The organism is Blautia sp. aa_0143, from assembly GCF_004167315.1.
GTDB lineage: Bacteria > Bacillota > Clostridia > Lachnospirales > Lachnospiraceae > Blautia_A > Blautia_A fusiformis.
Map to the genome: position 1 here is coordinate 23,979 of NZ_RCXU01000003.1, position 26,740 is coordinate 50,718.

General features: G+C 45.8%; 25 protein-coding genes. 6 read left to right on the top strand and 19 right to left on the bottom strand.

Translation table 11 applies throughout. The features are described from left to right. Nucleotides 1-200: 200 nt before the first annotated feature. Nucleotides 201-1,109 carry a LysR family transcriptional regulator gene (locus EAI83_RS01875; protein WP_021652297.1) on the top strand — a complete coding sequence of 303 codons (909 nt, stop codon included), beginning with the start codon at nucleotides 201-203 and terminating at the stop codon, nucleotides 1,107-1,109. 141 nt (nucleotides 1,110-1,250) lie between these two features. Here the strand turns inward: EAI83_RS01875 and EAI83_RS01880 are convergent, their stop codons facing one another. The 6 genes from EAI83_RS01880 to EAI83_RS01905 form a co-directional block, all read right to left on the bottom strand. After that, entirely contained in the window at nucleotides 1,251-2,039 is a 789-nt protein-coding gene (locus tag EAI83_RS01880; RefSeq protein WP_021652296.1) for a shikimate kinase, read from the bottom strand. Nucleotides 2,040-2,365: 326 nt separating this feature from the next. Continuing rightward, complete coding sequence (locus EAI83_RS01885) at nucleotides 2,366-3,265, bottom strand: LysR family transcriptional regulator (RefSeq protein ID WP_015527022.1); 900 nt, start codon at nucleotides 3,263-3,265, stop codon at nucleotides 2,366-2,368. A gap of 79 nt (nucleotides 3,266-3,344) precedes the next feature. Then, entirely contained in the window at nucleotides 3,345-4,016 is a 672-nt protein-coding gene (locus tag EAI83_RS01890) for a YkgJ family cysteine cluster protein (protein ID WP_021652295.1), read from the bottom strand. Then, a complete protein-coding gene (locus EAI83_RS01895; protein ID WP_015527020.1) occupies nucleotides 4,016-4,462 on the bottom strand; it encodes a DUF6483 family protein in 447 nt (148 codons plus the stop codon). Before EAI83_RS01895 ends, EAI83_RS01890 begins: the two co-directional genes overlap by 1 nt. Nucleotides 4,463-4,510: 48 nt before the next feature. Next, nucleotides 4,511-6,706: a DNA topoisomerase III gene (locus EAI83_RS01900; RefSeq protein ID WP_021652294.1), complete on the bottom strand. Its 2,196-nt coding sequence runs from the start codon at nucleotides 6,704-6,706 to the stop codon at nucleotides 4,511-4,513. 154 nt (nucleotides 6,707-6,860) lie between these two features. Continuing rightward, nucleotides 6,861-7,535 carry a response regulator transcription factor gene (locus EAI83_RS01905; protein WP_021652293.1) on the bottom strand — a complete coding sequence of 225 codons (675 nt, stop codon included), beginning with the start codon at nucleotides 7,533-7,535 and terminating at the stop codon, nucleotides 6,861-6,863. A 180-nt stretch (nucleotides 7,536-7,715) separates the two neighbouring features. Between EAI83_RS01905 and EAI83_RS01910 the strand changes: the two genes are divergently transcribed. Both EAI83_RS01910 and EAI83_RS01915 read left to right on the top strand, forming a co-directional pair. Beyond that, nucleotides 7,716-8,648, top strand: a complete 933-nt coding sequence (locus EAI83_RS01910; protein WP_059085371.1) for a diacylglycerol/lipid kinase family protein — start codon at nucleotides 7,716-7,718, stop codon at nucleotides 8,646-8,648. A 73-nt stretch (nucleotides 8,649-8,721) separates the two neighbouring features. Continuing rightward, nucleotides 8,722-9,411 carry a phosphatase PAP2 family protein gene (locus tag EAI83_RS01915; protein WP_129974534.1) on the top strand — a complete coding sequence of 230 codons (690 nt, stop codon included), beginning with the start codon at nucleotides 8,722-8,724 and terminating at the stop codon, nucleotides 9,409-9,411. Between the two features lie 25 nt (nucleotides 9,412-9,436). On the opposite strand, the gene EAI83_RS01920 is transcribed toward EAI83_RS01915, so the two are convergent. From EAI83_RS01920 to sfsA, 3 genes are read right to left on the bottom strand one after another with little or no spacing between them, the layout of a single operon-like run. Beyond that, on the bottom strand, nucleotides 9,437-10,453 hold the full coding sequence (locus tag EAI83_RS01920) for a glycosyltransferase family 2 protein (RefSeq protein ID WP_118752574.1): 1,017 nt from the start codon (nucleotides 10,451-10,453) through the stop codon (nucleotides 9,437-9,439). Next, nucleotides 10,450-11,505 (bottom strand): A/G-specific adenine glycosylase, encoded by a 1,056-nt coding sequence (gene mutY, locus EAI83_RS17460; RefSeq protein ID WP_129974535.1) that lies wholly within the window; start codon nucleotides 11,503-11,505, stop codon nucleotides 10,450-10,452. The genes EAI83_RS01920 and mutY overlap by 4 nt, the downstream gene beginning before the upstream one ends. 12 nt (nucleotides 11,506-11,517) lie before the next feature. Beyond that, nucleotides 11,518-12,198 (bottom strand): DNA/RNA nuclease SfsA, encoded by a 681-nt coding sequence (gene sfsA, locus EAI83_RS17465; RefSeq protein ID WP_129974536.1) that lies wholly within the window; start codon nucleotides 12,196-12,198, stop codon nucleotides 11,518-11,520. A gap of 304 nt (nucleotides 12,199-12,502) precedes the next feature. Between sfsA and EAI83_RS01935 the strand changes: the two genes are divergently transcribed. Continuing rightward, complete coding sequence (locus EAI83_RS01935; protein ID WP_129974537.1) at nucleotides 12,503-13,123, top strand: HAD family hydrolase; 621 nt, start codon at nucleotides 12,503-12,505, stop codon at nucleotides 13,121-13,123. A 2-nt stretch (nucleotides 13,124-13,125) separates the two neighbouring features. Next, nucleotides 13,126-14,484 carry an MATE family efflux transporter gene (locus EAI83_RS01940; RefSeq protein ID WP_192926460.1) on the top strand — a complete coding sequence of 453 codons (1,359 nt, stop codon included), beginning with the start codon at nucleotides 13,126-13,128 and terminating at the stop codon, nucleotides 14,482-14,484. Nucleotides 14,485-14,590: 106 nt separating this feature from the next. Here the strand turns inward: EAI83_RS01940 and EAI83_RS01945 are convergent, their stop codons facing one another. The 7 genes from EAI83_RS01945 to EAI83_RS01975 form a co-directional block, all read right to left on the bottom strand. Then, nucleotides 14,591-14,890: a DUF3784 domain-containing protein gene (locus EAI83_RS01945; RefSeq protein ID WP_015527011.1), complete on the bottom strand. Its 300-nt coding sequence runs from the start codon at nucleotides 14,888-14,890 to the stop codon at nucleotides 14,591-14,593. An 82-nt stretch (nucleotides 14,891-14,972) separates the two neighbouring features. Continuing rightward, nucleotides 14,973-16,607, bottom strand: coding sequence for a L,D-transpeptidase family protein (locus EAI83_RS01950; protein WP_243113434.1), 1,635 nt, complete (start codon nucleotides 16,605-16,607; stop codon nucleotides 14,973-14,975). A 127-nt stretch (nucleotides 16,608-16,734) separates the two neighbouring features. Then, nucleotides 16,735-18,087 carry an MATE family efflux transporter gene (locus EAI83_RS01955; RefSeq protein ID WP_129974539.1) on the bottom strand — a complete coding sequence of 451 codons (1,353 nt, stop codon included), beginning with the start codon at nucleotides 18,085-18,087 and terminating at the stop codon, nucleotides 16,735-16,737. A gap of 257 nt (nucleotides 18,088-18,344) precedes the next feature. Beyond that, nucleotides 18,345-19,886, bottom strand: coding sequence for a 2,3-bisphosphoglycerate-independent phosphoglycerate mutase (gene gpmI / locus EAI83_RS01960; protein ID WP_015527007.1), 1,542 nt, complete (start codon nucleotides 19,884-19,886; stop codon nucleotides 18,345-18,347). A 211-nt stretch (nucleotides 19,887-20,097) separates the two neighbouring features. Further along, entirely contained in the window at nucleotides 20,098-21,393 is a 1,296-nt protein-coding gene (locus EAI83_RS01965; RefSeq protein WP_092069668.1) for a homoserine dehydrogenase, read from the bottom strand. Nucleotides 21,394-21,446: 53 nt separating this feature from the next. After that, nucleotides 21,447-22,565: an Mbeg1-like protein gene (locus EAI83_RS01970; RefSeq protein WP_129974540.1), complete on the bottom strand. Its 1,119-nt coding sequence runs from the start codon at nucleotides 22,563-22,565 to the stop codon at nucleotides 21,447-21,449. Between the two features lie 183 nt (nucleotides 22,566-22,748). Further along, a complete protein-coding gene (locus tag EAI83_RS01975) occupies nucleotides 22,749-22,970 on the bottom strand; it encodes a hypothetical protein (protein ID WP_021652279.1) in 222 nt (73 codons plus the stop codon). 101 nt (nucleotides 22,971-23,071) lie between these two features. Between EAI83_RS01975 and EAI83_RS01980 the strand changes: the two genes are divergently transcribed. Then, complete coding sequence (locus EAI83_RS01980; RefSeq protein WP_015527002.1) at nucleotides 23,072-23,350, top strand: helix-turn-helix domain-containing protein; 279 nt, start codon at nucleotides 23,072-23,074, stop codon at nucleotides 23,348-23,350. A gap of 115 nt (nucleotides 23,351-23,465) precedes the next feature. Here EAI83_RS01980 and tpiA read toward each other — a convergent pair whose 3' ends face one another. The 3 genes from tpiA to gap all read right to left on the bottom strand — a co-directional run bounded on the left by tpiA (nucleotide 23,466) and on the right by gap (nucleotide 26,662). Then, nucleotides 23,466-24,215, bottom strand: coding sequence for a triose-phosphate isomerase (gene tpiA / locus EAI83_RS01985; protein ID WP_021977259.1), 750 nt, complete (start codon nucleotides 24,213-24,215; stop codon nucleotides 23,466-23,468). Between the two features lie 45 nt (nucleotides 24,216-24,260). Further along, on the bottom strand, nucleotides 24,261-25,457 hold the full coding sequence (locus EAI83_RS01990) for a phosphoglycerate kinase (RefSeq protein WP_015527000.1): 1,197 nt from the start codon (nucleotides 25,455-25,457) through the stop codon (nucleotides 24,261-24,263). A 185-nt stretch (nucleotides 25,458-25,642) separates the two neighbouring features. After that, on the bottom strand, nucleotides 25,643-26,662 hold the full coding sequence (gene gap / locus EAI83_RS01995) for a type I glyceraldehyde-3-phosphate dehydrogenase (RefSeq protein WP_021652276.1): 1,020 nt from the start codon (nucleotides 26,660-26,662) through the stop codon (nucleotides 25,643-25,645). Nucleotides 26,663-26,740: the final 78 nt, after the last annotated feature.

A 26,740-nucleotide genomic window follows, 5' to 3' on the forward strand; every position in this document is an offset into this window, starting at 1 on the left:
GTTAAATACAAAACAAATTGATTGTACCAGGAGAATCCATAGATTTTATCAATATATCATGTTATACTATATAAAACATATTCAGCCGTATTGCCGCCGTCACTGCATACGGCCCGGCAAATCTCTTATGTCTGTCAGACTTACCGGGGATCTGTTCGAAGTAAAACATTCAGATAAACTTACGAAAGGAGTATTGAAAAATGAATCTGTATCATCTTCGCTATTTCGTGACACTGGCTCATCTGGAACATTATACAAAAGCTGCGGATGTTCTGGCCATCACACAGCCCAGCCTAAGTCACGCGATCTCTTCTCTGGAGGAAGAGCTTGGAGTGAAATTATTTGAAAAAAACGGACGGAATGTTTCTCTCACCAAATATGGCAAGTCTTTTCTGGAGGATGTGGAACAAACCCTGAACCGGCTGGATTCCTCCGTAAACGGTCTCCAGCTTGCAGGAAAGGGAGAAGGACAGATCGATGTGGCTTTTCTCAGAACTCTGGGTGTTGACTTTATGCCAAAGATCATCCGCAGCTTTCTTAATGCCAATAAGGGAAAACAGATCCATTTCAATCTGTTCTGTGATAAGGTTCTTACCGGCGATATCCTCACCGGACTGAAAGAGAAGAAATACGATATCGGCTTCTGTTCCAAATTTGACGACGAACCACTGATCGAATTTATTCCGGTTGCCAAGCAGGATCTGGTCGTCATCGTTCCGCCGGAACATCCTCTTGCTGAGAAATCCGAGATCCATCTGGAGGAAACGCTTCCATACAAGCAGATCATCTTCAAGAAGAGAAGCGGTCTCCGCCAGATCATTGACCAGTTATTTAAGAGCATCGGTCAGTACCCGGATGTGGCTTTTGAGATCGATGAGGATCAGGTTGCCGCAGGGTTTGTTGCCAATGATTTCGGCATCTGCATTGCACCGGATATCCCGATCCTTCACTCTCTGAACCTTAAGATCCTGCCCCTTGTCTCTCCAAGCTGGCAGCGGAATTTCTACATGGCCATGCTGAAGGATGTATACCATCCGCCGGTCGTGGAAGCCTTTAAAAAATTTGTGATCGAGGAAACCTCGAGGGAGATTTTTTATAAGACCAATTAAACGATCTGTTCATCTGCAAATATATGGTCCGGATCTTTTATATCATAAAGGACAGCTGTCCGATCTCCGTTCTGTTTCTGTACGGTTTATCGGACAGCTGTCCCTTTTATATGTAAAACTATTCTGTTTTATGATCAGCAGTTATTTATTTGCCTCTGCCTCACGAAGTCTGTGGATCAGCTCCTCGCAGATCTCAAGCTCACTCTTTCCGTCTGTCTCAACAACTATATCTGCTGCTGCCTCATATTTCGCGCGACGTTTTTCCAACAGATCAGCGATAAATGAAACATTTTTGTTGTTCTCAAGTAAAGGACGGTCATGATTATCCTTTACACGTTCCAGAATCGTTTCCGGCTTTGCAGTCAGAAGTACAACACGGCCATTTTTTTTCATCTCGGTAACATTGCGCTCCCGCATCGGAACACCACCGCCACAGGATACTACAACATTAGATCTGGACTGCATCTCGATCAGAAGATTTGTCTCGAGCTCACGGAAATACTCTTCACCGTAAGTCTCAAAGATATCGGAAATGCTCATTCCCTGTCTCTCCACGATACACTGATCCATCTCCACAACATCCATGGCAAGAACATTCTTCAGATAGTCGGAGATCGTAGATTTACCAGCTCCCATAAATCCGATCAGGAAGATATTATAATTGAAAAGATTTCTGGACTGGATTCTTTTACTGTTCTGTGTGATGCTTGCAAAAACATCATTGACCTCTTTCTTATGACGTCTGCCTTCCATTCTGGCTTCCAGCCATCCTTTCTGCTTCGCCTCCTGTTCCGGCTGAAGTACCGGAAGATCGTTAGCTTCCTTGTATACCATGATGTCCTCTACGATCCTGTTTCTCATAAGGAGTGCGTCCAGGATGATCTCATCGCACTGTCCAAGGCTTTCTCTTAATACTTCTAACTGGTTCATAATATCTCCTTTACTTCGTTCATTTTATTACGGATTTCCGTCATCACTTTATCACTTTAAATCAAGTATCTGTCCTTATTATACCAACTGGTCATTTTTATCTCAACCCAAATTTTCATTGAATTTACGCATGTGATCTATAGATTATTTTTATAATTTTTAGGCACGGCAAAGATATCTGACGCAGGACTTCACGCTATGAGGGACTGAATTGTTTGCAGTAATTTATGGAATTGCTATAGTATTCACGCCAGGATCTGTGTCAAAAAAATCTCCGCCCTATTACAGAAGCAGAGATTTTTTACAAAAATTTTATCACCAAGATTCTACTGTATCACTTCATAGATCCGGTAATGCTTGTATATATAATCCCGGAACTGCTCCACAAGCGCACTTGGATACCGGTTTTTCATCATTCCCATGTATATGTAACGACGGCAGTGCAGATTCTCAATATTTAAGATTTTCACAGGAAGTGTATGGATCACCGGTACATCCGGCACAATGCCTACACCAAATTCCTCCGCCACCATACCTGCCAGTGCACCATCCTCTTCTACCTCAAAGGCCGTCTCCGGTGAAAGTCCTTCCTTTTCGAAAAGCTCCCGGATCACAAAATACAGTCCGCTTGCAGGGGTAAAGGTCACCTGCGGATACTGCCCCAGCTCTTTTATGGTCACTGAATTTCGGTCTGCAAGAGCATGGTTCTCAGGCACTACAGCCACCAGCTTTTCTTCTGACACCGGCACAAAGCTGATCTCCTTCTCGCCCTCTGCCCGGGAACAGAAGATCACGTCGAATTTCTCTTCCTTCAGCCCCCGGATCAGACTTCCGGTAGCTGCATTCTGAAAACGGAAATCAATCTTCTTCCCCTCCTGTTCATTAAGGAACCCCCGGACAAGCTCCGGGATAAATCTGCGTCCCTGGGTATGGATATACCCGATGGAAATACTTCCTCCCGGAATCCTTGCCGCTTCCTGTATCCTCTCCACACCAAGATTCAGGATATGTAAGGAGTCCTGCACATATTTCAGAAACATTTCCCCGTATTTGGTCATGGTCACATTTCTTCCGTGACGCTCAAAAAGTGGGACCTGCAGTTCCTTTTCAAGGTTGGAAATCGCATGGCTCAGGCTTGGCTGGGTTATATCCAGCCTCTTGGCTGCTCTGGTATAATTTTCGATCTGGGCAAGAGTCACAAAATATGTGAGCTGATTTAAGTTCATATGTCAAAAAATCCTTTCTTTCCTCCGCGCGAGAGACTTTCAGGCAGGTAAGCTCAGACACCTCGCTGCCTGGTCTGTTTCACACTCCAAGGCTCAGGAGTTCTTTTCCCGCCGCAAGTCTCTCATAAAACTGCTCATAAAAATCCCGCTTCTCATCATAAGGCTTCCTGTAAAACTGGTTCACCACATACATGTTCAGGTTTCGGATCAGATCACTGTCCTCGCTCTCATAGAGAACCGCCTGGACATCCAGAAGAAAATAATGCCAGTCACAGACAAATTTTTCGTAATTTTGAAAATCCGGAGTATCTACCCATTTCCGGACCTTGATCTTACTGCGGCTGGTCTTTTTGCACTCGTGGATCTGAAGGATGTATTTAAAACTCCCGTCCTCATAGTATCTTCCCAGCGGGAACAAACGGCAGAAGCCCGGACGAAAGCTGTGGATGGAGCATCTTCCGTTGCTATTCAGAAATACGCATCGTTCCTCTGCCCCTGTCATCCTAAGATGCGGCAGAATATTTCCGTCTGTGACGCCAAGCTCTATTTTTCCGGCAAGCAGCTGGTCCACACTTAAGTGAAGTCCCTGACTTAACCGCCATACATCCAGCGGATCCAGTACAACAGAATCTCCCATTCCCGTACAGCAGTCAAAACAGCCCTTACAGTCCTGACAGTCTGCCTTTACCATGTCATTTGCCTCGTATAAACGACCGTCGGAAATTTCCTCCAGTGTAACCTCCCGCCGCATCAGACAAGTGCCTCCAGTCCTGTAACTCCCCAGTCCTCAGCCAGGCTTTTCAACCCGTCCAGGATCTCCTCCCTGGAATAATCGTGATCATCCAGGTAATCTACGTCCATATCATTGAGATGCAGATAAAAGGTAAGGGCAAGCTCCAGATAATCTGGATCATCTTCCTCCATGTTCATAAGAAGCTCATTTTCCGCTCCGTTGATATCACCCTCATCAGCAAGTCCGATAACCTTCTTAAAAAGCTGGTCTGCCTCTGTATAATCTGCCTCTGCTGCAGGAAGTGTATACTGCGGCATATCTCCCTTAAGAAGAAGTCTTGTGATCAGTCTTGCGATATCCTGAATATTTCCTGACATTCTGTCATCCTGTAATCCCAAATCGTTTTCCTCTCTTTCTGCTGTCCTGTTCTGCCAGACACATTTCTCCGACCGACGTATCTGCATCCGGTCCTCCGCTCATCCGAACCCCGGATATCTGGACAGGCAATTTATTTAATCCAGTTTAATTCCTGACAACGCCTGTGCAAATGCATTGTTCACCGGCTCATTGGCCTCTTTCTGCTGTTTCTTAAGATAACGCTGCACATCACGCTTATTCACACCTGCACCCTCTTTGGCTCGTCTTGCCTGGAAGGATGAAAGCTTTTCTTTATAGCCGCACTGACATACAAAGGTCTCTTCTTTTCCCTTCAGAAGCATCTCCATACGCTTATGGCATTTCGGACAGCGCGCATTGGTGGTCCTGGATACTGTCTCTCTGTATCCGCATTCCCGGTCCTCGCACACCAGCATTTTGGCATTCTTTCCGTTGACTGCCAGAAGATGTTTGCCGCAGTTAGGGCACTTCTTGTTTGTCATATTGTCATGGCGGAATGTTCCCTGTCCGCCTTTGATCTCATCTACGATCTCACAGGCATATTTACGGATCCCTGTGAGGAATTTATCCTGACGGAGCTTTCCGTTTGCAATATCACTGAGCTTCATCTCCCAGTCTGCGGTAAGCTCCGGCTTTTTCAATTCTTCCGGAACCAGCTCCAGAAGCTGTTTCGCCTTGGAGGTAATGTAGATCTCATTGCCTCTTTTTTCCATCATAAAGCTGTTGAAAAGCTTCTCGATGATGTCCGCTCTTGTGGCTACCGTTCCAAGTCCACCGGTCTCACCAAGGGTTTTTGCCGCTTTTTTGTCGTGGCTTTCCATAAAATGAACCGGATTTTCCATGGCACCAAGAAGTGTGGCCTCTGTAAATCTGGCCGGTGGTTTTGTTTTGCCTGCTGTAAGAGCTGCTCCTTCCACAGTAAGTATCTGACCTTCCGTAAGCTCCGGAAGCTTCTGGTCTTTCAGCTTATCACCGGATTCCTCTTCATCCTCATCCTGCCAGCCGCCTTCATAAACCTCTCTCCACCCTGCACTTTTTACAATACGTCCGCTTGCAGCGAAAGTTTCTCCTGCTGCAGTTCCTTCCATGCTTACCAGCTCATATACAGCCGGCGGATACAGCACGCTCAGGAAACGGCGTACTACCATATCGTAAATCTTCCGTTCCTCGTTGGTCATATGATCCAGCTGTACAAACTGTTCTGTAGGAATGATGGCATGATGGTCACTGACTTTTTTGTCATCCACAAAGCCAGCACTGGTCTGGATCGGTTTATTGACCAGCGCACCGGCAAGTTTTCGATAAGGACCTGTCCCGCATGCCTGAAGACGCTCTTTAATGGTAGGAACTACATCTTTTCCTATATATCTGGAATCCGTTCTTGGGTAGGTAAGGACTTTGTGATTCTCGTAGAGCCTCTGCATGATATTCAGAGTTTCCTTTGCAGAAAAGCCGTATTTCTGATTGGCTTCTCTCTGAAGAGTGGTCAGGTCATAAAGCCCCGGCGCATAGGTCTTCTTCGGCTTTCTGGAAACCTTTGTTATGGTAAGGTTGCTTTTTCCTGCCTTTGTCTGGATCTCCTGGGCACGCTCCTTCTTAAAGGTGCGGAGGCTTCCGCTTTTTCCGTCACGCCAGGTCCAGCGTACATTTCCCGCCTGCAGAGTGATCCCGTAATAATCCTCCGGCTTAAATTCCCGGATTTCCTGCTCTCTTCTTGCGATCATGGCAAGGGTGGGGGTCTGCACACGTCCGCAGGAAAGCTGGGCATTATATTTACAGGTCAGCGCTCTGGTCCCGTTCATTCCCACCAGCCAGTCCGCCTCCGCCCTGGCCTGTGCCGCACGGTAAAGATCATCATAATCATGGCCGTTTTTAAGGTGGGCAAAGCCGTCACGGATTGCTTTGTCCGTTACGGATGAGATCCACAGACGCTTAATAGGTTTATGGCAGTCTGCCTTTGCAAGGATCCATCTTGCTACCAGTTCTCCCTCACGTCCAGCATCTGTGGCAATGATGATCTCCCCGATATCCTTCCTGTAAAGCTGGGTTTTCACCGCATTGTACTGCTTGGAGGTCTGGCGTATCACCACCAGTTTCATTTTCTCCGGCATCATGGGAAGCGTGGAAAGCTCCCATTTGGTATATTTTTTATCGTATTCTTCCGGATCTGCCAGTGTTACCAGATGTCCCAGGGCCCAGGTCACTACATAGTCTTTTCCTTCCAGGGTTCCGTTCCCCTTCTGACTGCAGTGGAGGACTCTGGCAATGTCTCTGGCAACGGATGGCTTCTCCGCAATTACTAATGATTTCATATTTTTTTCTTTCACCTCTTACTCTTTGGAGCCTGTTTCCTAATGGCTCCGGGGTTCAACTATTATAGCATGAAAAAAGCACTTCGTCCAGAAAAGGGCCGAAGCCTTTTTCCGTCGAAATGCTCTTTACTTTCATATTACTCTCAGCAGCTGTTCATGCACATTTTCCGCTGATCTTATAGCCCACTCCACGAACTGTTTCCACCAGATCTCCTGCCGGGCCAAGCTTCTGGCGAAGGGTACGGATATGTACATCTACGGTTCTGCTCTCCCCGTCGAATTCATATCCCCAGATCTGATTTAAAAGCTGTGTTCTGGAAAGAACCGTACCACTGTTTTTCAGAAGGAGACAAAGCATCTCGTATTCTTTCAGTGTCAGATTCACAGGCTCCTGATCAACAGTTACCTCATGTCTTCCCGGACATACATAAAGATTTTCCATACGATACTCCTCTGCGCCATTGTCCTCTGATCTCCGAAGAAGGGCACGTACCCTGGAGATCAGTTCCATCATGCGGAACGGCTTCGGAATGTAATCATCTGCACCGCTGTCCAGACCTACCACGGTATCAAACTCACTTCCTTTTGCAGTAAGCATGATCACCGGAAGTTTCCGCACATCCGGACGGATACGGATTTTTTTTAAAATAGACAGTCCGTCTTCCTCCGGAAGCATAATGTCCAGAAGCACCAGTGAAGGCAGTTCTTTTTCCAGCGCTTTCCAGAAAAGTGATGGCCGTTCAAAACCCTGTGCCTCCAGACCCTGACTGTTTAATGTATATACAACAAGTTCACGGATACTTTCATCATCTTCCACAAGATATATCATAATTTTCCTCCAGCTTCATTTTTCATCTGATACGTGCAAGTATAAAGTGCATTCGTAAAATCCAACATAGAAAAAAGGTTAAGTTTATGTAAAATATAGAAATCCTTAAGAAATTTTAATTTGTAAAAGCCGAACGTCAATGTTATGATAAAGCAGAGAGTTGTTTGGAGGTTTTTTATTATGTATTCTTTTATTGTGAATCCCAATTCAAGATCCGGTGAGGGACGTAATGTCTGGAACCGGCTTCGCAGCATCATGGAAAGTCAGGGGATCTCATATCAGTATTTTCTCACAGAATATGTGGGACACGCCACAGTACTGGCACGAAGGATCAGTACTGCCGGAACACCGGAGGACCCGGTAACTCTGGTAACAGTAGGCGGTGACGGCACTATTTACGAAGTACTTACCGGGATCATTGATCTGTCTTCGGTTGTTTTCGGATTTATCCCGGTCGGGTCCGGCAACGATTTCTGCCGCAGTATGGGCCTGCCCTTTGATCCTTTTGAAGCGCTTCGCTCTATTCTTGAGAACAGACGGACCATTTTCATGGATGTTCCTGTTCTCCACCTTGGCAGCCATTCCTACCGTTTCGGCATCAGTGCAGGAATAGGCTACGATGCGGCAATCTGTCAGGAAGTCCTGATCACACCTGGCAAAAAATTTCTCAACCGTCTCCATATGGGTAAACTCATCTACCTTATGGTGGCACTGAAGCAATTTCTCTTCCTTACTCCGTCCCCGGTCACGATAACACTTGACGGGAACAAGCCACAAACCTTCAGCAGGACTTGGTTTGCGGCTGTAATGAACCAGAAATATGAAGGCGGAGGCTTTAAATTCTGTCCAAACGCCAGTCCGGAGGATGGTTTACTGGATGTGATCGTTATTGAAGGAATCTCCAAGCTGAAAATGCTGTTCTGCCTGCCGAGCGCTCTCTGGGGAAAACATACCCGCATTCGCGGTGTACATATTTTACAGTGCAGGAACGTACATATTACAAGTGCCCATTCCCTTCCTGTGCATAAAGACGGAGAATCCGGCGGAATCCAGCGTGAATTTTCTGTGACCATTGAAAAGAAACCTTTAAAAATCATAATGCCTGTGTTATAGTAGCAGGTAGATACTTAACAAAAAAGAAGCTTAAGGCTGACATCAGCCATACCTCAAGAAAAGGAGCGGCAAAATGTTGAGTAAAATAAAAAAATACAGGCACGGTTTTATCATAGCAATCTATTTCGTTGCCTATCTTATCCTGTTTGGATATCTGGAGCAGCGGCCTGTACGAGCCTACCATGTTGTACATACTGTTTTTGATGATATGATCCCGTTCTGCGAGATTTTTATTATTCCGTACCTTTTATGGTTTCCATATGTGGTAATAACGGTTGTGTATTTCCTGTTTCGCAATAAGAATAAAAAGGAATATTTCCAGCTGATCTTCAACCTGATGATGGGAATGACGGTTTTCCTTGTTGTTTCCTACATCTATCCGAACGTTCAGTATCTCCGCCCTGCGGTATTCCCCAGAAGCAACATCTTTACACGACTGGTGGCCGAGCTCTATCGGACAGATACTCCCACCAACATCCTGCCAAGTATCCATGTATTTAATTCCCTGGCTGTTTATTTTGCCATTCATCACTGCCAGGCACTGAAAGACAGGAAATGGCTTCAGCGAGGAGCCCTGATCCTTTCTGTTCTGATCATCCTGTCCACCATGTTTATCAAGCAGCACTCCGTGATCGATGTATGTCTTGGTACCACACTGGCACTGTTCGGACATCTCCTGTTCTATCCACAGAGAGTGGAGGATTACGAGGAACAGCGCTCCCTATCCAATATGCGCAAGAAGAAGCCGGAACAGAATTTATAAAAAAAGCCCCGTTGGGGGCTTTTTTTTAATTAAATCCATAAAACTTCTGACAGATCTTATAAGCTGCCACAAACATCTTTCTTCCACCTCTTCCGGGAAGATTGGACACCCTTCCGAAGAGACTTCTCCGAAGCTTCCGATACAGTCCCATATTCTGGTCTTTGATGTAATCCTGCAGCTCCTGTTTTTTATCCAGGCATTCCTGCGTTGCAGCTCTTACCAGCATGATCGAAGAAACGGTTGTGATGATATCCAGATAGCTGAACATATAAGCACGAAGTCTGCGGTTGCTCACATTAGCCTTCAGATAGGCGTCCACCATCAGTTTGTTTACACGGATCTGCTGATCGATACGCTTGATCATCACTTTCTCATTGACAGACTGATCATCTCTTCCAATAAAATATCGATAGAAATTTACATCCAGATAATAGAGATTTTTTACATAGGGAAGCGGCTCAAACGCAAACAGGTTATCTACGTAGAACGTATGCTTCGGAAGCTCCATTCCACAGTCATGGAGAAGTTTTGTACGGTATATCATGGAATGCATAAGGAGATACTGGCCTTTTTTCATGTGGCGTACCTCATCCCATCCGAAAATCTGGTTTGTCGGAAAACAGTGTCTGTACTGCATGACCTTTTTGCGGGTAGCTCCCTGCTTCTCATAAACGAAATTACTGATGAGAAGATCCACGGTCTCAGCCCCACGTGTCAGTTCATAAAGTGTTTTCAGGACCTCATAGTAGGCGTCCTGATTTACCCAGTCATCACTGTCCACAACCTTGAAATAAAGTCCTGTTGCGTTTTTGATTCCTGTGTTGACTGCCTGTCCATGGCCGCCATTTTCCTGATGTATAGCTTTTACGATAGTTGGATATTTCTCGGCATAATCATCTGCGATCTCGGCAGTACGGTCACTGGAGCCATCATCTACAATGATGATCTCCACTTCCTCTCCTCCGATCAGCAGGGAATTGATGCATTTTGACATATAAGCCTCTGAATTATAGCATGGTATTGCTACGCTCAAAAGTTTCATGAGTTTTCCTCCTTCATATATCTGGTGTATGCGCGAAACGCAGATGGTATTGCATATTTTTTATCGGATTCTCTCTTATCCACAAACAGGAACTCCCCCTGCGGTGCTTCTTCCAGAGAGGATACAGCGATACGATAAGCATACATCCTCCATTCAATATGGGAAAAAATGTGCTTCGCATCCGGCAGTGCTTCGATCCGCAGTGGTTCCAGCCCCATGGCTTTTACCCGGGCAAGTGCCGTCTTCTCCGTCAGATGTCCTTCCACATTTGGAAGCTCATAAAGGCCTGCCAGAAGTCCTGTATCCGGACGTTTACGGATCGCTGTACCTGCTCCATCCTGGATCACAAGGACCGTTCGCTGTTCTATGGTGCGGGCTTTCTTCGGTGCTTTTACGGGAAGTTCTTCTACATTTCCATGCTTTCTGGCAAGGCAAAAATGCCCCAGCGGGCATTCTTCGCACTTTGCTGCTCCGTTTGGAACACAGACTACAGCTCCCAGCTCCATCATAGCCTGGTTGAAATCCCCTGGTCTGTCCTCAGACATCTGCTCTGTAAGATCATTTTCCACCGATTTCCGTACAGACTGTTTCATGATATCTCCACGGTTTTCGGTGAGTCTTGCGTATACCCGCAGCACATTTCCATCTACTGCAGGGACTTTCTTTCCGTAGGCAATGGACGCAATGGCACCTGCCGTATATCTTCCTATTCCTTTTAACGAGAGAAGTGTCTCAAAATCCTCAGGGATCCTGCCTCCATATTCTTCCATGACCTGAACAGCCGCTTTCTGCATGTTGCGGACACGGCTGTAATAGCCAAGGCCTTCCCACAGCTTGATGATCCTCTCTTCCGGTGCCGCCGCAAGGGCTGCTACATCCGGAAGTTCCTGGATAAAGCGCTGAAAATAAGGTTTCACCGCTTCCACTCGGGTCTGCTGGAGCATGATCTCAGATACCCAGGTATAATAGGCATTGTCTTTATCTCTCCAGGGCAGGATCCTTTTGTTTTTATCGTACCATTTCAGAAGGGGTTCTGCAATGTTTTCAGGCATATCGTTTCCTTTCTATAATCTTACCGGTATCGGATCACAGATCTTCATGGAATCTTCCGTGACGGCACAGTCATAGGCCAGGATGTGAACACCAGCATCTGCTGCCGTCTTAAGTGTTTCTCCAAATTCCGGATGTGTCTCCCGATTTGGTTCAAAATACCTTACATCCTTCATCTGGATCACCAGAAGAAGATACGCCTCATAGCCGTGAGCTGCTGCATGCATCAGCTCACAGAGATGCTTGATCCCCCGTTCTGTAGGTGCGTCCGGAAAGCGCACGATATTATTTTCTTCCAGAGTGACGCCTTTTACCTCGATAAAAGCCTTTCGCTTCCCGGATTCCACATACAGGTCAAAACGGGAATTTCCGTATGTCTTTTCTCTCCTGACAGTCACTTTCTCCGGAAAAAGATTTCCGGCCGCCACCCACTCTTCTGCTGCTTTATTTGGGGCCTGGGAATCCATATTGATCCAGCGGCCCTCCTTGTTCACACTGATCAGATCGTATTTCGTTTTCCTGGCAGGATTATCACTCTTTTCCAGGATCACTTCTGCTTCCGGAACAAGAAGTTCCCGGCATCTGCCTGTATTCTTCACATGGACCGTTTCCAGCTGATCTCCGATCTGCACATGAGCGATAAAACGGTTAGGCCTGTCTTTGAATATACCTCTGATCGTATTCTTATAATTCATAGTTTTTCCCTCGTAACCCTTACTATAACATAAAATCTTCAAAAGCGCAGTTGCTTTTTTTTCTTTTCTCATATAGAATTATTTTGATAACTGTTCACTGGTAATATTCTGCGAGGTGTTTTTTGTGAGCGAAGGTCACAGAAAACCCGAGACATACCGCACGAATTTATGCGATTAGCATAAATTCTGTGCATCGCGAAGCGTATTGCTGAGAACGGAGTGAACAGTAACTTGTTTTGTACTATGTCCAGTACAAAGGGTTGTTTTTTTTTACATATCATAGTTTTTTGGGGAGGTTTTTCTGATGGACAGTGTTATTTTTGATGTTGACGGTACGCTCTGGGATTCCACCGGGATCGTAGCTGAGGCCTGGAGTGATTACCTTATCCATACGGAGCACATGGATACCGACGTAAGCGCCAAACGACTGATGGGGCTTTTCGGCCAGCTGCTGCCGGATATCGCAAAGGCTCTTTTCCCTGAGCTTCCGGAAGCAGAACAGCTTCGTATCATCGACGGCTGCTGCCAGGCAGAGCACGAGGCACTGCTTCGCAAATGTGCTCCGCTGTATCCGGATCTTGAGAAAACACTGAAGATTCTTTCCAGCCGTTTTCCTCTTTTTATCGTCAGTAACTGCCAGGCCGGATATATTGAAGTGTTCCTGAAATCCACAGGCTTCGGACACTATTTCAAGGGCCATCTCTGTCCCGGTGACACCGGCATGGCCAAAGCGGAAAATATCATGAAGATCCGCGAGGATAATAATCTTTCCGATCCGGTTTATATCGGTGATACTATAGGAGACTTTAATGCCTGCCGGAAAGCAGGAGTTCCTTTTATCTTTGCTGAATACGGTTTCGGTCAGGTGGATAAACCGGATTACCGGATCACCAGGCCTTTTGACCTTACGGAGATATGCAGATGAGTATGAAAAGATCAAAATCCATAGACCTTACTTCCGGTCCGATCCTGAAAACGCTTTCAGAGCTTGCTCTTCCTATCATGGCATCTTCCCTTCTTGGAACTGCCTATAATATCACAGACATGGCCTGGATCGGGCTTCTGGGCTCCAAGGCAGTTGCCGGTGTCGGTGTGGGCGGCATGTATGTGTGGCTTTCCCAGGGACTGGTAGCCCTTCCACGAATGGGCGGACAGGTAAACACCGCACAATCCTGCGGCCGGAAGGATTATAAAGAGGCACGTTCCTACGCGGCCAGTGCCCTGCAGATGACCATTCTGTTCGGTCTCTTATTTTCTGCAGCAAGTATTATATTTCTTGATCCTCTGATCGGATTTTTTAATCTGACAGACCCGGAAGCATATTCTTCTGCCAGATCTTATATGCTGATCACCTGCGGACTGATCATTTTTTCCTTCCTGAACCTGACTCTCACCGGACTTTTTACAGCCCAGGGAGATTCCAGGTCTCCACTGATGGCCAATTTTCTTGGACTTGTGGGAAATATGCTCCTGGATCCGCTCCTGATCCTTGGAATTGGACCTTTTCCACGGCTTGAAACGGCAGGTGCTGCCATTGCCACAGTAACTGCACAGTTTCTGGTTTTTGCAGTGCTGGTTTTCCGGATCTTTACTTCCGGGCTGGAAACAAATGTACTTCGTGAACTTCATCTTTTTTCACGTTTTCCGGGAAAATTTTATAAAAATATCTTCCGCATTGGTTTTCCAACCGCTATCCAGAGCATGCTCTACTGTATGATCTCCATGGTACTGACCAGAATGGTTTCCGCCTTCGGTGCTGCTGCCATTGCTGTCCAGCGTGTGGGCGGACAGATCGAATCCGTTTCCTGGAACACCGCGGACGGCTTTGCCTCTGCCTTAAATGCTTTTACCGCACAGAATTTCGGTGCAAAAAAATACGACCGCATCCGCCAGGGCTACCGTATTTCCTTTGGTATCCTGACAATCTGGGGCCTTATCATAACTGCAGCCTTTGTGCTGCTCCCACGCCCGATCTCCGGACTGTTTTTCCATGATCCGGAATCCCTTGGGATTTCTGTAAATTACCTGATCATCATCGGCTTCTGTGAGGCTTTCATGGCCATTGAGCTGATGACCATCGGTGCACTGTCCGGCCTTGGTATGACCAAGCTCTGCAGTATCATCAGTATTATCCTGACAGGGGCCAGAATCCCGCTTGCCATGCTGCTGACTCATGCGGGAATGGGACTTAATGGTATCTGGTGGGCACTTTCCCTTACTTCCATCGTAAAGGGAATCATCTTTACTCTGACATTCCGGCAGACCAGCCGAACGAAATTAAACTAAATACAGACAGAAAAACTCCCCGCGGATACCGGAGCCTGATCAGACAGGTTACCGTTTCACGGGGAGTTCTGCTTTTTTACCTAAAGGATAGTTCTGATACTTCTGATCATTTTTTGATACATTTTGTTCTGAGTACAAACAGAAATACCGCAAGTATCACAAACAGAATTACTACATAGGCGATCTTTGCTGCTACACTTGTGGTAAATGCGTCAACTCCTGTAGCCACTCCGATAAGTATCAGACAGATTCCTGAAACCTTTTCCATTTTTTTCTCATCATACTTCTGGGCTCTGGCCTGTGTGTTTCCGCCTTTCATAAAAAAGGAACCGTGTCCGGTAAAAAGCATAAATCCTACTACCAGTGCTGCGATTGTAAGTATAAAGCTGAATGACTGATCAAACATAATATTTTCCTCCTGCTAAAGAACAGGAGCCACACACCGGATCACCGGCTGGCTCCTGTTTGTTTTTTGACTACAGATCCGATCAATAGAAACAGACGATCGGAACATTATACTGGATAATGTTGTAAAGCTCTCCCGCTTTATCCGGCGGCATATTGATACAGCCGTGGGAACCTCCGGTTAGATACCGGTCGCCTCCAAAGTACGGCTGCCAGTCTGCATCATGGAATCCAATGCCTCCGTTAAACGGCATCCAGTAGGTTACCGGCTGTTCATAGGAATAGGTTCCGTCTGGTTTCTTGGTGCCACGTAACACATCCGGGCTCTTCTTATAGTACAAGGTGAAGATTCCAGGAGGTGTTTTTCTCTCCGGATCACTTGCAAGTCCGGATACGATATCTGATTCAAAGATCACATTTCCATCCTGATAATACCACATATACTGTTCTGTAAGGTCCACTTCAATGTAGGTATTTCCCAGATCATTCACACCATAAGAATTGGCTCTCATGGAATAAACCGGCTCTCTGGTCGTCTGAGCTCCGGACTGGATCTCCTGGGTAAGCTGTGCCACCTCTCCGTCCTGATCGATCTTCCAGCCATATGCAGAACCGGAAACCGAAACGGTTCTTCCGCTTGTTGTCTGGAACTGACGCTCTGTACCTACTGTATCATGATCCGCTGCAAGCTGTGCCACATAATCCACGATATGCTGTTTGAAGGATGCATCATCCTGGATCAGCTGGCCCTTTTCGTCAAACTGCAGCCAGTTCTTGATGGTGCTTCCATCAAGTGTTACTGTCTCATCTCCAAATGTGTAGGTGATACTTGCCCTCGCAAAGTTATTATATGCATCCACCGTTGCCTGCAGATCTGCACTGTCGCTGGTCACATCTGCTTTCACATAAGCATCTGGGTTACTGCCAAGATCTACTTCCCCGTCATCGCTGCTGATAGCATCACTGATCATCTGATAGGCTTCTTTTACCTTCAGTTCACTTCCCTCTGTCTCCGGCACGATCGTAAACTCGGAATCATTAAAGCTTACGTACGCATTCTCCGGTGCTACCTGATTCTCTTTCTGGGCACAGTTCAGTGCTTTCACTTCTGACTCCAGCTTTGACTTGTCAAAAGCTGTCTGCTCACTGGCTGTGTAAGTCGTCTTTTCAAAAAATCCTCTCACCCATTCATAGGGCTTCTGCGCTTTCAAAAGCTTCAGAACTTCACCACTGGATATATAACGATAACTGATATCCGTTCCTTCTATCGTCTGCGGTTCCTGATCTCTGGCCTTTACCTGGATGGAATAGCCTTCCATTTTTTTTGCGATCTCCTGCTCAACCTCATATGCAGTCCTGTTGGAGCTGTCAATCCCGTTAATCGTTGTGCCCTCAAAGAAATGACTGGTGTAATAATAAGATACTCCTGCATATGCACAGCCTGCCACTACCAAAACCATGGCGGCGATCATTCCGGTTACCTTCAGTGCTTTATGCTTTTTCTTTTCGGGTATAACAATAGGTTCAAATTCAGATTCATCGATAGGTACGTAGGTGATCTTCCTTGGCCTTGCTGATTTCGAAGGTCGTGCCGACTTGTGAGCAGCTGATCTGTTATTTTTATTTTCAGGCTGAGGCTCTCCTGCAGTATCACTGACGATCTTTGCCATGGCATCATTGATCCTGTCCTCGATATCCCTCTTTTCATCGTTGCTCATATTTATTCACCTCTATGTTCATGTGCCTTTAAAAAAGGCATCTTTCCATTGATACTTTCTGGTCTTACTCACCAGCTTTTTCATTATATCATACTTTCCGGAAATTGCATCTCATTTCACGGTTTTTTTATAACTTATTTGTACCGTACAGCTTCCGCGCCATATCTTTCATAACATAGAAATACATTACCCAAAGGAGCACTGACGCAAAGATCCAGGCCACCGGACTTGCAAGACAGGTACCGATATAGCTGCTTTTTCCGGCTGCAACGGTAGCGGTGATCCCTCTTCCTGCAAGCTCAGCCACACCGGCCATCATAGGAAGAAGACCATATCCCATTCCCTGGATCCCGTTTCGCAGTACATTGACAAAATACAGAGGAATAAAAAACAGTGCCACACATTTTACATAGATTGCTACCATAGGAAGCACTTCTTCAATGTTATCTGAGATAAACAGATATGCAAAATATTTTCCCGCAAAGAACAGAAAACTACCAACAACAACAGAATATACAATTCCTATAAAATGCGAAGCCCGGAAGCCTTCCCGCACTCTCTCAAGCTTTCCGGCTCCGATATTCTGTGCATTGTAGGTAGCGCTGGCAGTTCCCTGTGCCACATATGCCTGGGTGAAGATCTGCTCGATCTTACTTCCTGCTGTAAACGCCGCCACCGCATAAGAGCCAAGCATATTTAAGGCTGACTGTACCATCATGGTTCCGATCGCCGTAATGGAATACTGCAGTCCCATTGGGATTCCCACACCGATCTGCTTGGCTGCGAGGTTACATCTGAAATACCAGTCTTCTTTTTTCATACGGAGCTCCGGCACAAACTTCCAGATATATACCAGACATAAGACTCCTGAAACTCCCTGGGAAATAATGGTAGCCCAGGCTGCTCCAGGCGCTCCCAGCTTAAACACGATGATAAATACAAGGTCAAGCACAATATTCAGCATTGCAGATAAGATCAGAAAATACAGTGGTACCTTACTGTTTCCCAGTGCACGGAGGATACTGGCCAGGATATTATATAATGCCTGGGCAAAAATCCCTCCGCAGATGATCATAACGTAAGCATATGCATCCTTGAAAATATCATCCGGCGTATGCATAAATTTCAGAAGTGCATGCATACCTGTCATGCTGACTGCTGTCATCACTGCCGAGATCAGCGCTGTCAGGATCAGTGCATTTCCCACGGTCTGACGCATCTCATCCATTTTTCCCGCACCGTACTTCTGTGCAGTCAGTACGGTAAAACCGGCAGTAAGTCCCAGAAGAAAGCCTATGATCAAAAAGATGATAGTTCCTGTTGAGCCAACTGCCGCCAGTGCCTTTGTTCCTACAAATTTTCCTACAACCACCGCATCTACCATATTGTAGAACTGCTGAAATACATTACCAATAAATACCGGGATCGTAAATCCCAGGAGCACTTTTACCGGTTTTCCCTGTGTCATGTCTGTTTTCATGAAATCTTTTTTCCCCCCATTTAATTTGATCGTTCCTAAACTTTGTGCTGCTTTTTGTTATTCTTTTTATTATTCTTTCTGTAACTTTACAGTTGCTCAAAAGTTACCTGTTTTTATGTATCAGAGGGATTATAGTTGAAATGGAATGATTTTACAAGATGATTTTGAAATTTTTTTTCATGTGTGAAAACAGAAACAATCGGATGAAAAAATCCCGGCAGATCCGTAAAAATCTGCCGGGATTCCGTGAATCTTATTTATTTCTCAACAAGAAGAGACTCTCCTGTCATTTCCTTCGGCTGCTCCATACCCATAAGCTGGATCAGAGTCGGAACGATATCTGCAAGACATCCGTTCTCACGAAGTGTGTATTTCGGATCTGCGTTTACAAGGATAAACGGTACCGGGTTCGTTGTATGAGCTGTCCATGGCTCACCTGTTTCATAATTTACAAGCTGCTCTGCGTTACCATGGTCAGCGCAGATAAAGAGCTGTCCGTCAACCTCTTTGATTGCCTCTACAGCCTTACCAACACACGCATCAACAGTCTCAACAGCCTTGATCGCAGCTGCCTCAACACCTGTATGGCCAACCATATCCGGGTTCGCAAAGTTGATGATGATCACATCATATTTGTCAGATTTGATCGCCTCTACAAGCTTTTCACAAACCTCCGGTGCACTCATCTCCGGCTGCATATCGTAGGTCGGAACCTTCGGGGATTTTACAAGGATTCTGTCCTCTCCTTTGTTTGGTTCCTCAACACCACCGTTGAAGAAGAATGTAACATGTGCATATTTCTCTGTCTCGGCGATACGTGCCTGTGTCATATCGTGAGCTGCAAGGTACTCACCGAAGGTATTGTGAAGAAGAACCTTGTGGAATGCTACCAGCTTGTTCTGGATGGTATCATCATACTCTGTGAAGCATACGAATGTGGTATCCAGTCTCTTTGCTCTCTCAAAGCCCTTAAAATCGTCATCACAGAAAGCTCTTGTGATCTCTCTTGCACGGTCCGGACGGAAGTTGAAGAATACAACGGAATCCTTATCGGAAATAGTTGCAACCGGTTTGCCGTCCTTCTCGATAACAGTCGGAAGCACAAATTCATCTGTCTTGTCATCATCATAGGAAGCCTGAACTGCTGCTGCAGCATCTGTTCCCTTTACGCCTTCGCCCTGTGTAAGAGCTTTATATGCAAGCTCAACACGATCCCAGCGGTTATCACGATCCATTGCATAATAACGTCCGGAGATCACACCGATCTCACCAACGCCGATCTCTTTCATTTTAGCTTCCAGCTGCTCTACAAACTCTTTACCGGATGCAGGCGGTGTGTCACGTCCATCCAGGAAGCAGTGTACGTAAACTTTCTTGAGTCCCTCTCTCTTTGCCATCTCAAGAAGTCCGTAGAGATGTGTATTGTGGCTGTGTACGCCACCGTCAGAAAGAAGTCCCATAAAATGAATCGCGGAATCGTTGTCTTTTGCATTCTTCATAGCAGAAAGAAGTGCCTCATTCTTGAAGAAATCGCCGTCCTGGATCTCTTTTGTGATCCTTGTAAGCTCCTGGTATACGATACGGCCTGCGCCCATGTTCATATGACCAACCTCGGAGTTACCCATCTGTCCGTCCGGAAGACCTACCGCAAGACCGCTGGCATTGCCTTTTACAAACGGATAATCTTTCATGAGTCCGTCCATAACCGGTGTTTTTGCCTCATATACAGCATTTCCGTCATGTCTGTCATTGAGTCCGTATCCATCAAGGATCATTAAAACTGTTGGTTTTTTGCTCATAATTTTCCCCTTCTTATCTTTGATCGAAAATCTGTCCGGCACAGCTCTTCACTGATTCTGAAACCCTCTGTACCATTCAGGATTCTTTTGTTTTCCATTTTATATAGTACCAAAATCCAGAAATTTTGCAACGTTTTCTTTGACAAAAATTTGTCTGTTTTCAATTTCCTGACAACTGATACGGCTGATCTGTAAATTTACGCGAAAGATATTATTTCTGGTATACACGGATCATAGAAGAAATCTTTCTTACAGATGCGCTGTTTTCCAGTTCTTCCTTAACCTTAAAGAAAGCGCCCTCGCTTACAAGTTTGGTGATCACAACAACCTCTGCGGTATCCGGTCTCTTGCTTTCTTTCTGCATGATCTGTGCCACGCTTGCCTGATATTTTGCAAAATGCTCCAGGATTTCAGCCAGCACACCGCAGCGGTCCTCTACCTGCAGGCGGAGGAAATAACGGTTATGGGTATCTGCCATATCTTTTACCGGAAGTGTCTTATAGCAGGTGCAGCCTACTCTTCCGCAGCAATCTGCCTTCATATTACGGACTACCTCAAATACATCACCGGCAACCGCACTTGCTGTAGGAAGCTCACCTGCTCCACGTCCGTAGAACATGGTATCTCCTACTGCATCTCCGTGTACAAAAACCGCATTATAAGAATCATTGACGGATGCAAGGGGATGCTCTGCCGGGATCAGCATCGGGCAGACATAGGCCTCAACGCCGTCCTCCTGACAGCGTGCAACACCCAGAAGCTTGATCTCGCAACCCATTTCTTTTGCGTAACGGATATCCTTTGCCGTGATCTTTGTGATTCCTTCTATATGAACATTATCAAGGGTAACTCTGGAATTAAAGGCAACTGATGCAAGGATGGCAACCTTTCTTCCAGCATCAATTCCCTCGATATCTGCAGTAGGATCTGCCTCTGCATATCCAAGTTCTGTAGCAAGAGCAAGAGCATCTGAAAATTCCATTCCCTCCTGGGACATCTTGGTAAGGATAAAGTTCGTAGTTCCGTTTACGATTCCCATAACTTCCGTTACATGGTTGGCCTCAAGACTGTTCTTCAACGGGCTGATGATCGGGATTCCTCCGGCAACTGCTGCCTCAAACAGAAAATCCTTCTGCGCTGCCCTGGCAGTTTCCAGGATCTCTTTTCCGTGGACTGCGATCAGATCCTTGTTTGCAGTTACAACGTTCTTGCCGACTTTCAGTGCTGCAAGGATATAAGTACGTGCCGGCTCGATCCCGCCGATCAGCTCGATCACAATATCAATGGAAGGATCTCCCTCAATATCTGCCCAGTCTGTTGTAAGAACAGAAGGATCGTCTACCTTCCCGGACGCTTTCTCTAGGTTACGCACCAGGATCTTTGTGATCTTTACCTGGCATCCAAGCTTGGCTGTCATTTCCTGCTCCTGGCTTTTGATCACTTTATATACACCGGTTCCTACTGTTCCGAGACCAAGAAGGGCCGCATTTACGACTTTTTCGCTCATTTTCTGATGTCCCCTTTCCGTTTTTTCCAATTTTTATCAGAGTAACTCCTATGTTATGGCAGAAAACGCTTTTTGTCAAGTTCCGGCAGAGGAAGTAATTCCAGCCAGCTGCCAAAAAGTCCGGTGATCAGTTCCTGCACCATAGCTTTTGACTGTGGATCCAGTTTATCCAGCTGGCGCACCATGGCAGCCAGACTTTTCAGACCACCTTCCTGGATTTGGGAAATGGTATCTGCTCCGGTTGCTTCCAACACAGAAAAGAGTTCCCCGATGAGATGCTCTCTCTGTTTTTCATCCATATGGTCGATCCATTTATGAAGACTTCGATCTGACGCCGCAGCTCTTCTTGTCAAACTTTCTTTCTCTATAAAGGATGGCCCCATTACCTCCCAGGTAAAAGCATCATGCTGCAGGATCCCCTTCTGTGTACTGGCTACGATCCGCGGATCTTTCTGGTGGCTGAGCAGCATACCGATCACAGATGCCTCGGGAATGATACGAGTGACTTTTGGCAAAACCCTTTCCACTCTTCCGGGACTGAAAAATCCTTCCGGGAAACCCGGGCCATCATTATCATAGACAGAAAGAAGCTTTTCCTGCAGGATGTCACTGCACTGCATCGCTGCATACATAGCCAGATTTCCTCCTTTGGAATGACCGCCGATCCGCAGCATGGACTGTATATAAGTTCCATGCGTTTCCAGATATCCCAACGCCTTTCTGTGCGAAGGAACAACTCCGTTGCTTAAGTTAAAATCCTCCTTCCATCCCACAATGGTATCATCGGTTCCCCGAAAGGAAATATATGTGGTTCCATCATCCAGTCCTATAGTCACTGCCGCAAACTGCTGAGCCTGACTGGAAAGGATTTCATTGACAAAGCCCCCTACTGTACATTTCCGGAATCTCTCCGCACAGGCCATTTTTTCAAGGAGCATCGGTGTATTCTGCAGAAAGGCGCTTTCTGCTTTCAGATCCTTCTTCATTTCCCGTCTGGAAAAAGCCGCAAAGAGTTCTTCTACAGAAAGAGTATTTCCGTTTTTTACTTCTGCCCTCTCATCCAGATCAAGATAGGAAAAACACGCCAGTATCAGATTGTCAACTTCATTAAAGGGTGACTGCTCAAAGGTAAGATCTCCTCTCCAGTCAAGATAATCCAGAATATTCCCCATAAAATCCTCCGCAAATGATCATATAAGCGTCTTACGCACAGCTGCAGGCTTTCTTTCTATTATAATACGTAACGGCTGCATCACAGCACAGCCATCTGATGCGTTTCTGCCGTTATCAGATAACCGTTTTCTGAAACGACATACCCTGCCAGATATTTATTGTTATCATACCATAAATCCTGATCATTTGCTCCTTTCATCCATTTTTTTTCTGAGATAAAGGATGTAATGAATGCAGCCGCAGGTAAAAGCCGGAAACAGTATCGACAGGCCTGCTGCTGACATCATATAGATCACTGCCCCTTTTCCGTCATCCGGTGTTCCTGCCACAAAGCAGTAGAACATGGTAGCTGAAAAATACAGTGTGATCACCACTGAAATTAAGATTTTAAAAAACTTCCTCATTGCTTCTCCTTTCTGTAGTGTCTATATAAGGACACTGTTGTGATTCCAATTTTACCTTCATAGTAAGATTAATTCAAGGATGAATCGGACAGGATATATATATGATAAAATATGACAGATTTTGGGTCACGATGAAGGAGCGTGGAATCACTCAGTATGATCTTTATGAACATTACCAGATCACCCGTTCACTTCTGGACAGACTTCGAAAAAATAAAAATGTTGAAATTTATACCATAGACAGGCTGTGTTCCATTCTCCACTGCGAGATCGAGGACATTGTGGAACACGTTCCCGAGCCTGACGAAAGGAACGAACATACAGAAAAAGCTTCAGAGAAAAACAATCCTTACTCTGAAGATAAGAAAAACTCTCTCTGACTGTGATCAGATGCAGCTTTTTTGTTAGCTGTGCTATCCGTGTCAGGGAGAGTTTTTCTGGTTTTTTTATAAAAAGATATAAAAAAAGGGGCCGAAGCCCCTTTTTAAGTGAATCTTATTTGTAGTTTACGATCTTTCCGAAATCTGGTTTCAGGGAAGCGCCGCCTACAAGACCGCCGTCGATGTCAGCCTGAGCGAATAAGTCAGGAGCTGTTGCAGCGTTTACAGATCCGCCGTACTGGATACGGATCTCTGCTGCTGTAGCGTCATCATAGATCTCAGCGATGCATTTACGGATATCAGCGCAAACCTCCTGAGCCTGCTCTGTTGTAGCTGTCTTACCTGTTCCGATAGCCCAGATCGGCTCGTAAGCGATAACTGCTGTCTTAGCCTGATCAGCTGTAACACCCTGGAATCCAACCTTAACCTGCTGACGGATGAAGTCCATTGTTACGCCCTGCTCTCTCTGAGTAAGTGTCTCACCACAGCACATGATCGGTGTGATGCCATGCTCGAAAGCTTTGAGCATTTTTTTGTTAACGTCCTCGTTTGTCTCACCGAAGTACTCTCTTCTCTCGGAGTGTCCAAGTACAACGTACTTAACGCCTGCATCTACGAGCATAGCCGGAGCGATCTCACCTGTGTAAGCGCCTTTCTCCTCGAAGTACATGTTCTCAGCACCAACCTGGATGTTAGAACCTTTAGCTGCCTCAACAACAGGGATGATGTCGATAGCCGGTACGCAGAATACTACGTCAACTTCATCGTTAACAACAAGCGGTTTTAAAGTCTCAACAAGCTTTACAGCCTCGCTTGGTGTCATGTTCATTTTCCAGTTTCCAGCAATAATTTTCTTTCTTGCCATTGTTTTTATCTCCTTTTTTGTGTTCTTGGAACACTTTATTTTTTATCAGTCTTTATCGTTAGCTGCTGCTACACCCGGAAGCTCTTTTCCCTCAAGGAACTCAAGAGAAGCACCGCCGCCTGTGGAGATGTGTGTCATCTTGTCGCCATATCCGAGGATATTTACAGCTGCTGCAGAATCACCGCCACCGATGATCGTTGTTGCATCTGTCTCAGCAAGAGCTTTGGCAACTGCTTCTGTACCATGAGCGAAGTTCGGCATCTCGAAGCATCCCATCGGTCCGTTCCATACAACAGTCTTGGCATCTTTTACAGCGTCTGCAAAAAGCTTCTCAGTCTCCGGTCCGATATCCATTCCTTCCCATCCGTCCGGAATCTCACCACGTTTTACAACCTGGATGTTGCAGTCGTTGGAGAAGTTATCACCGATTCTGTTATCTACAGGAAGAAGAAGCTTCACGCCCTTCTCCTCTGCTTTCTTCATCATGTCAAGAGCATACTGAAGGTAATCATCCTCGCAGAGGGATGTTCCGATATGTCCGCCCATAGCCTTGGAGAACGTATAGGACATACCACCACCAATGATCAGTGTATCTACCTTGTCAAGAAGGTTGTTGATTACAGAGATCTTGCTGGAAACCTTAGCACCGCCAAGAATTGCTACGAATGGTCTCTCCGGATTGTTTACAGCGTTTCCAAGGAAATCGATCTCTTTCTGCATCAGATATCCTACAACTGCTGTTTTTACATATTTGGTAACACCTACGTTAGAGCAGTGAGCTCTGTGAGCAGTTCCGAATGCATCATTTACAAATACATCACAGAGGGAAGCAAGATCTTCGCTGAACTTGTCTTCGTTCTTTGTCTCTTCTGCACGATAACGTGTGTTCTCAAGAAGAACTACATCGCCATCTTTCATCTCTGCTACAGCAGCTTTTGCGTTCGGTCCTACTACCTCAGGATCTGCTGCAAATTTTACTTCCTGGCCAAGAAGCTCAGAAAGACGAACTGCTACAGGTGCAAGAGAAAGCTCCGGTTTCGGCTCTCCCTTCGGTTTTCCAAGGTGGGAGCAAAGGATAACCTTTCCGCCGTCTGCGATCAGTTTCTTGATTGTAGGAAGAGCAGCTACAAGACGGTTCTCATCTGTGATCTTTCCATCCTGAAGCGGAACATTGAAGTCGCATCTTACAAGTACTTTCTGTCCTTTTACATTGATATCGTCAACACTTTTTTTGTTCAGCATCTCTATATCTCCTTAACTTTTATTTCTGCAAAAGCAGATGAATAAGGGCGAGCGGTATTGTTGTCCGCTCTGTTAACAGTCATTCCTCAGACATTTTTTTGTTTGGTCTTTTGGAAAAAAAGGGCCCGGTCCTCTTCAGACCGGACCCTTTCTGAGTCTATTCTTCTACACCCGTTCGCAGAAAATTAAGCGTTCAGAAGTTTTCCGAAGTGCTTGATTGTACGAACCATCTGGCTTGTGTAGGAGTTCTCGTTGTCATACCAGGAAACTACCTGAACCTCTGTTGTGCCATTCTCAAGTGGAAGTACCATTGTCTGAGTAGCATCGAAGAGGGAACCAAATCTCATACCAACGATATCGCTGGATACGATCTCATCCTCGTTGTATCCGAAGGACTCATTGGAAGCTGCTTTCATAGCTGCGTTGATCTGCTCTTTAGTAACGTTTCCTTCAACTACTGCTGTAAGGATTGTTGTAGAACCTGTTGGGGTAGGTACACGCTGTGCAGAACCGATAAGTTTGCCGTTAAGCTCTGGGATAACAAGTCCGATAGCTTTAGCAGCACCTGTGCTGTTCGGAACGATGTTAACTGCAGCTGCACGGGATCTTCTCAGATCGCCTTTTCTCTGCGGTCCGTCAAGTGTCATCTGATCGCCTGTGTAAGCGTGGATTGTGCACATGATACCGGATTTGATCGGTGCAAGATCGTTAAGAGCCTTAGCCATTGGTGCAAGGCAGTTTGTTGTACAGGAAGCTGCGGAGATGATCTTGTCCTCGTTTGTAAGACCCTGATGGTTTACGTTGTAAACGATTGTCTTAAGGTCGTTTCCAGCCGGAGCGGAAATAACTACGTGCTTAGCACCTGCATCGATATGAGCCTGAGCTTTGTCTTTGGATGTGTAGAAACCTGTGCACTCAAGAACTACGTCTACACCGATCTCTCCCCATGGAAGCTCTGCAGCGTTAGCCTTAGCATAGATTTTGATCTCTTTTCCGTCTACTGTGATGGAATCCTCGCCTGCTGTTACTTTATCAGCAAGAGCATATCTTCCCTGTGTAGAATCATATTTTAATAAGTGAGCAAGCATCTTAGGAGATGTAAGATCGTTGATTGCTACGATCTCAAATCCTTCTGCTCCAAACATCTGACGGAATGCAAGACGACCGATACGTCCAAAACCATTAATTGCAACTTTTACTGCCATGATAAATTCCTCCTATGAATTGAATGGTGATTTAAATCGTTCCTTTGTTAAAGAAACATCAACCTGTTTCATATTGTA

Bases quoted from the DNA above. Each gene is read 5' to 3' on its own strand.
- EAI83_RS01945 (WP_015527011.1), bottom strand. From the start codon at position 14,890: ATGTTTGATCAGTCATTCAGCTTTATACTTACAATCGCAGCACTGGTA.
- EAI83_RS01955 (WP_129974539.1), bottom strand. From the start codon at position 18,087: ATGAAAACAGACATGACACAGGGAAAACCGGTAAAAGTGCTCCTGGGA.
- EAI83_RS01900 (WP_021652294.1), bottom strand. From the start codon at position 6,706: ATGAAATCATTAGTAATTGCGGAGAAGCCATCCGTTGCCAGAGACATT.
- EAI83_RS01915 (WP_129974534.1), top strand. From the start codon at position 8,722: ATGTTGAGTAAAATAAAAAAATACAGGCACGGTTTTATCATAGCAATC.
- EAI83_RS01970 (WP_129974540.1), bottom strand. From the start codon at position 22,565: ATGGGGAATATTCTGGATTATCTTGACTGGAGAGGAGATCTTACCTTT.
- EAI83_RS01875 (WP_021652297.1), top strand. From the start codon at position 201: ATGAATCTGTATCATCTTCGCTATTTCGTGACACTGGCTCATCTGGAA.
- EAI83_RS01895 (WP_015527020.1), bottom strand. From the start codon at position 4,462: ATGCAGATACGTCGGTCGGAGAAATGTGTCTGGCAGAACAGGACAGCA.
- EAI83_RS01950 (WP_243113434.1), bottom strand. From the start codon at position 16,607: ATGAGCAACGATGAAAAGAGGGATATCGAGGACAGGATCAATGATGCC.
- EAI83_RS01920 (WP_118752574.1), bottom strand. From the start codon at position 10,453: ATGAAACTTTTGAGCGTAGCAATACCATGCTATAATTCAGAGGCTTAT.
- EAI83_RS01880 (WP_021652296.1), bottom strand. From the start codon at position 2,039: ATGAACCAGTTAGAAGTATTAAGAGAAAGCCTTGGACAGTGCGATGAG.
- EAI83_RS01940 (WP_192926460.1), top strand. From the start codon at position 13,126: ATGAAAAGATCAAAATCCATAGACCTTACTTCCGGTCCGATCCTGAAA.
- EAI83_RS01965 (WP_092069668.1), bottom strand. From the start codon at position 21,393: ATGAGCGAAAAAGTCGTAAATGCGGCCCTTCTTGGTCTCGGAACAGTA.
- sfsA (WP_129974536.1), bottom strand. From the start codon at position 12,198: ATGAATTATAAGAATACGATCAGAGGTATATTCAAAGACAGGCCTAAC.
- tpiA (WP_021977259.1), bottom strand. From the start codon at position 24,215: ATGGCAAGAAAGAAAATTATTGCTGGAAACTGGAAAATGAACATGACA.
- gap (WP_021652276.1), bottom strand. From the start codon at position 26,662: ATGGCAGTAAAAGTTGCAATTAATGGTTTTGGACGTATCGGTCGTCTT.
- EAI83_RS01990 (WP_015527000.1), bottom strand. From the start codon at position 25,457: ATGCTGAACAAAAAAAGTGTTGACGATATCAATGTAAAAGGACAGAAA.
- EAI83_RS01910 (WP_059085371.1), top strand. From the start codon at position 7,716: ATGTATTCTTTTATTGTGAATCCCAATTCAAGATCCGGTGAGGGACGT.
- mutY (WP_129974535.1), bottom strand. From the start codon at position 11,505: ATGCCTGAAAACATTGCAGAACCCCTTCTGAAATGGTACGATAAAAAC.
- EAI83_RS01890 (WP_021652295.1), bottom strand. From the start codon at position 4,016: ATGCGGCGGGAGGTTACACTGGAGGAAATTTCCGACGGTCGTTTATAC.
- EAI83_RS01885 (WP_015527022.1), bottom strand. From the start codon at position 3,265: ATGAACTTAAATCAGCTCACATATTTTGTGACTCTTGCCCAGATCGAA.
- gpmI (WP_015527007.1), bottom strand. From the start codon at position 19,886: ATGAGCAAAAAACCAACAGTTTTAATGATCCTTGATGGATACGGACTC.
- EAI83_RS01980 (WP_015527002.1), top strand. From the start codon at position 23,072: ATGATAAAATATGACAGATTTTGGGTCACGATGAAGGAGCGTGGAATC.
- EAI83_RS01905 (WP_021652293.1), bottom strand. From the start codon at position 7,535: ATGATATATCTTGTGGAAGATGATGAAAGTATCCGTGAACTTGTTGTA.
- EAI83_RS01975 (WP_021652279.1), bottom strand. From the start codon at position 22,970: ATGAGGAAGTTTTTTAAAATCTTAATTTCAGTGGTGATCACACTGTAT.
- EAI83_RS01935 (WP_129974537.1), top strand. From the start codon at position 12,503: ATGGACAGTGTTATTTTTGATGTTGACGGTACGCTCTGGGATTCCACC.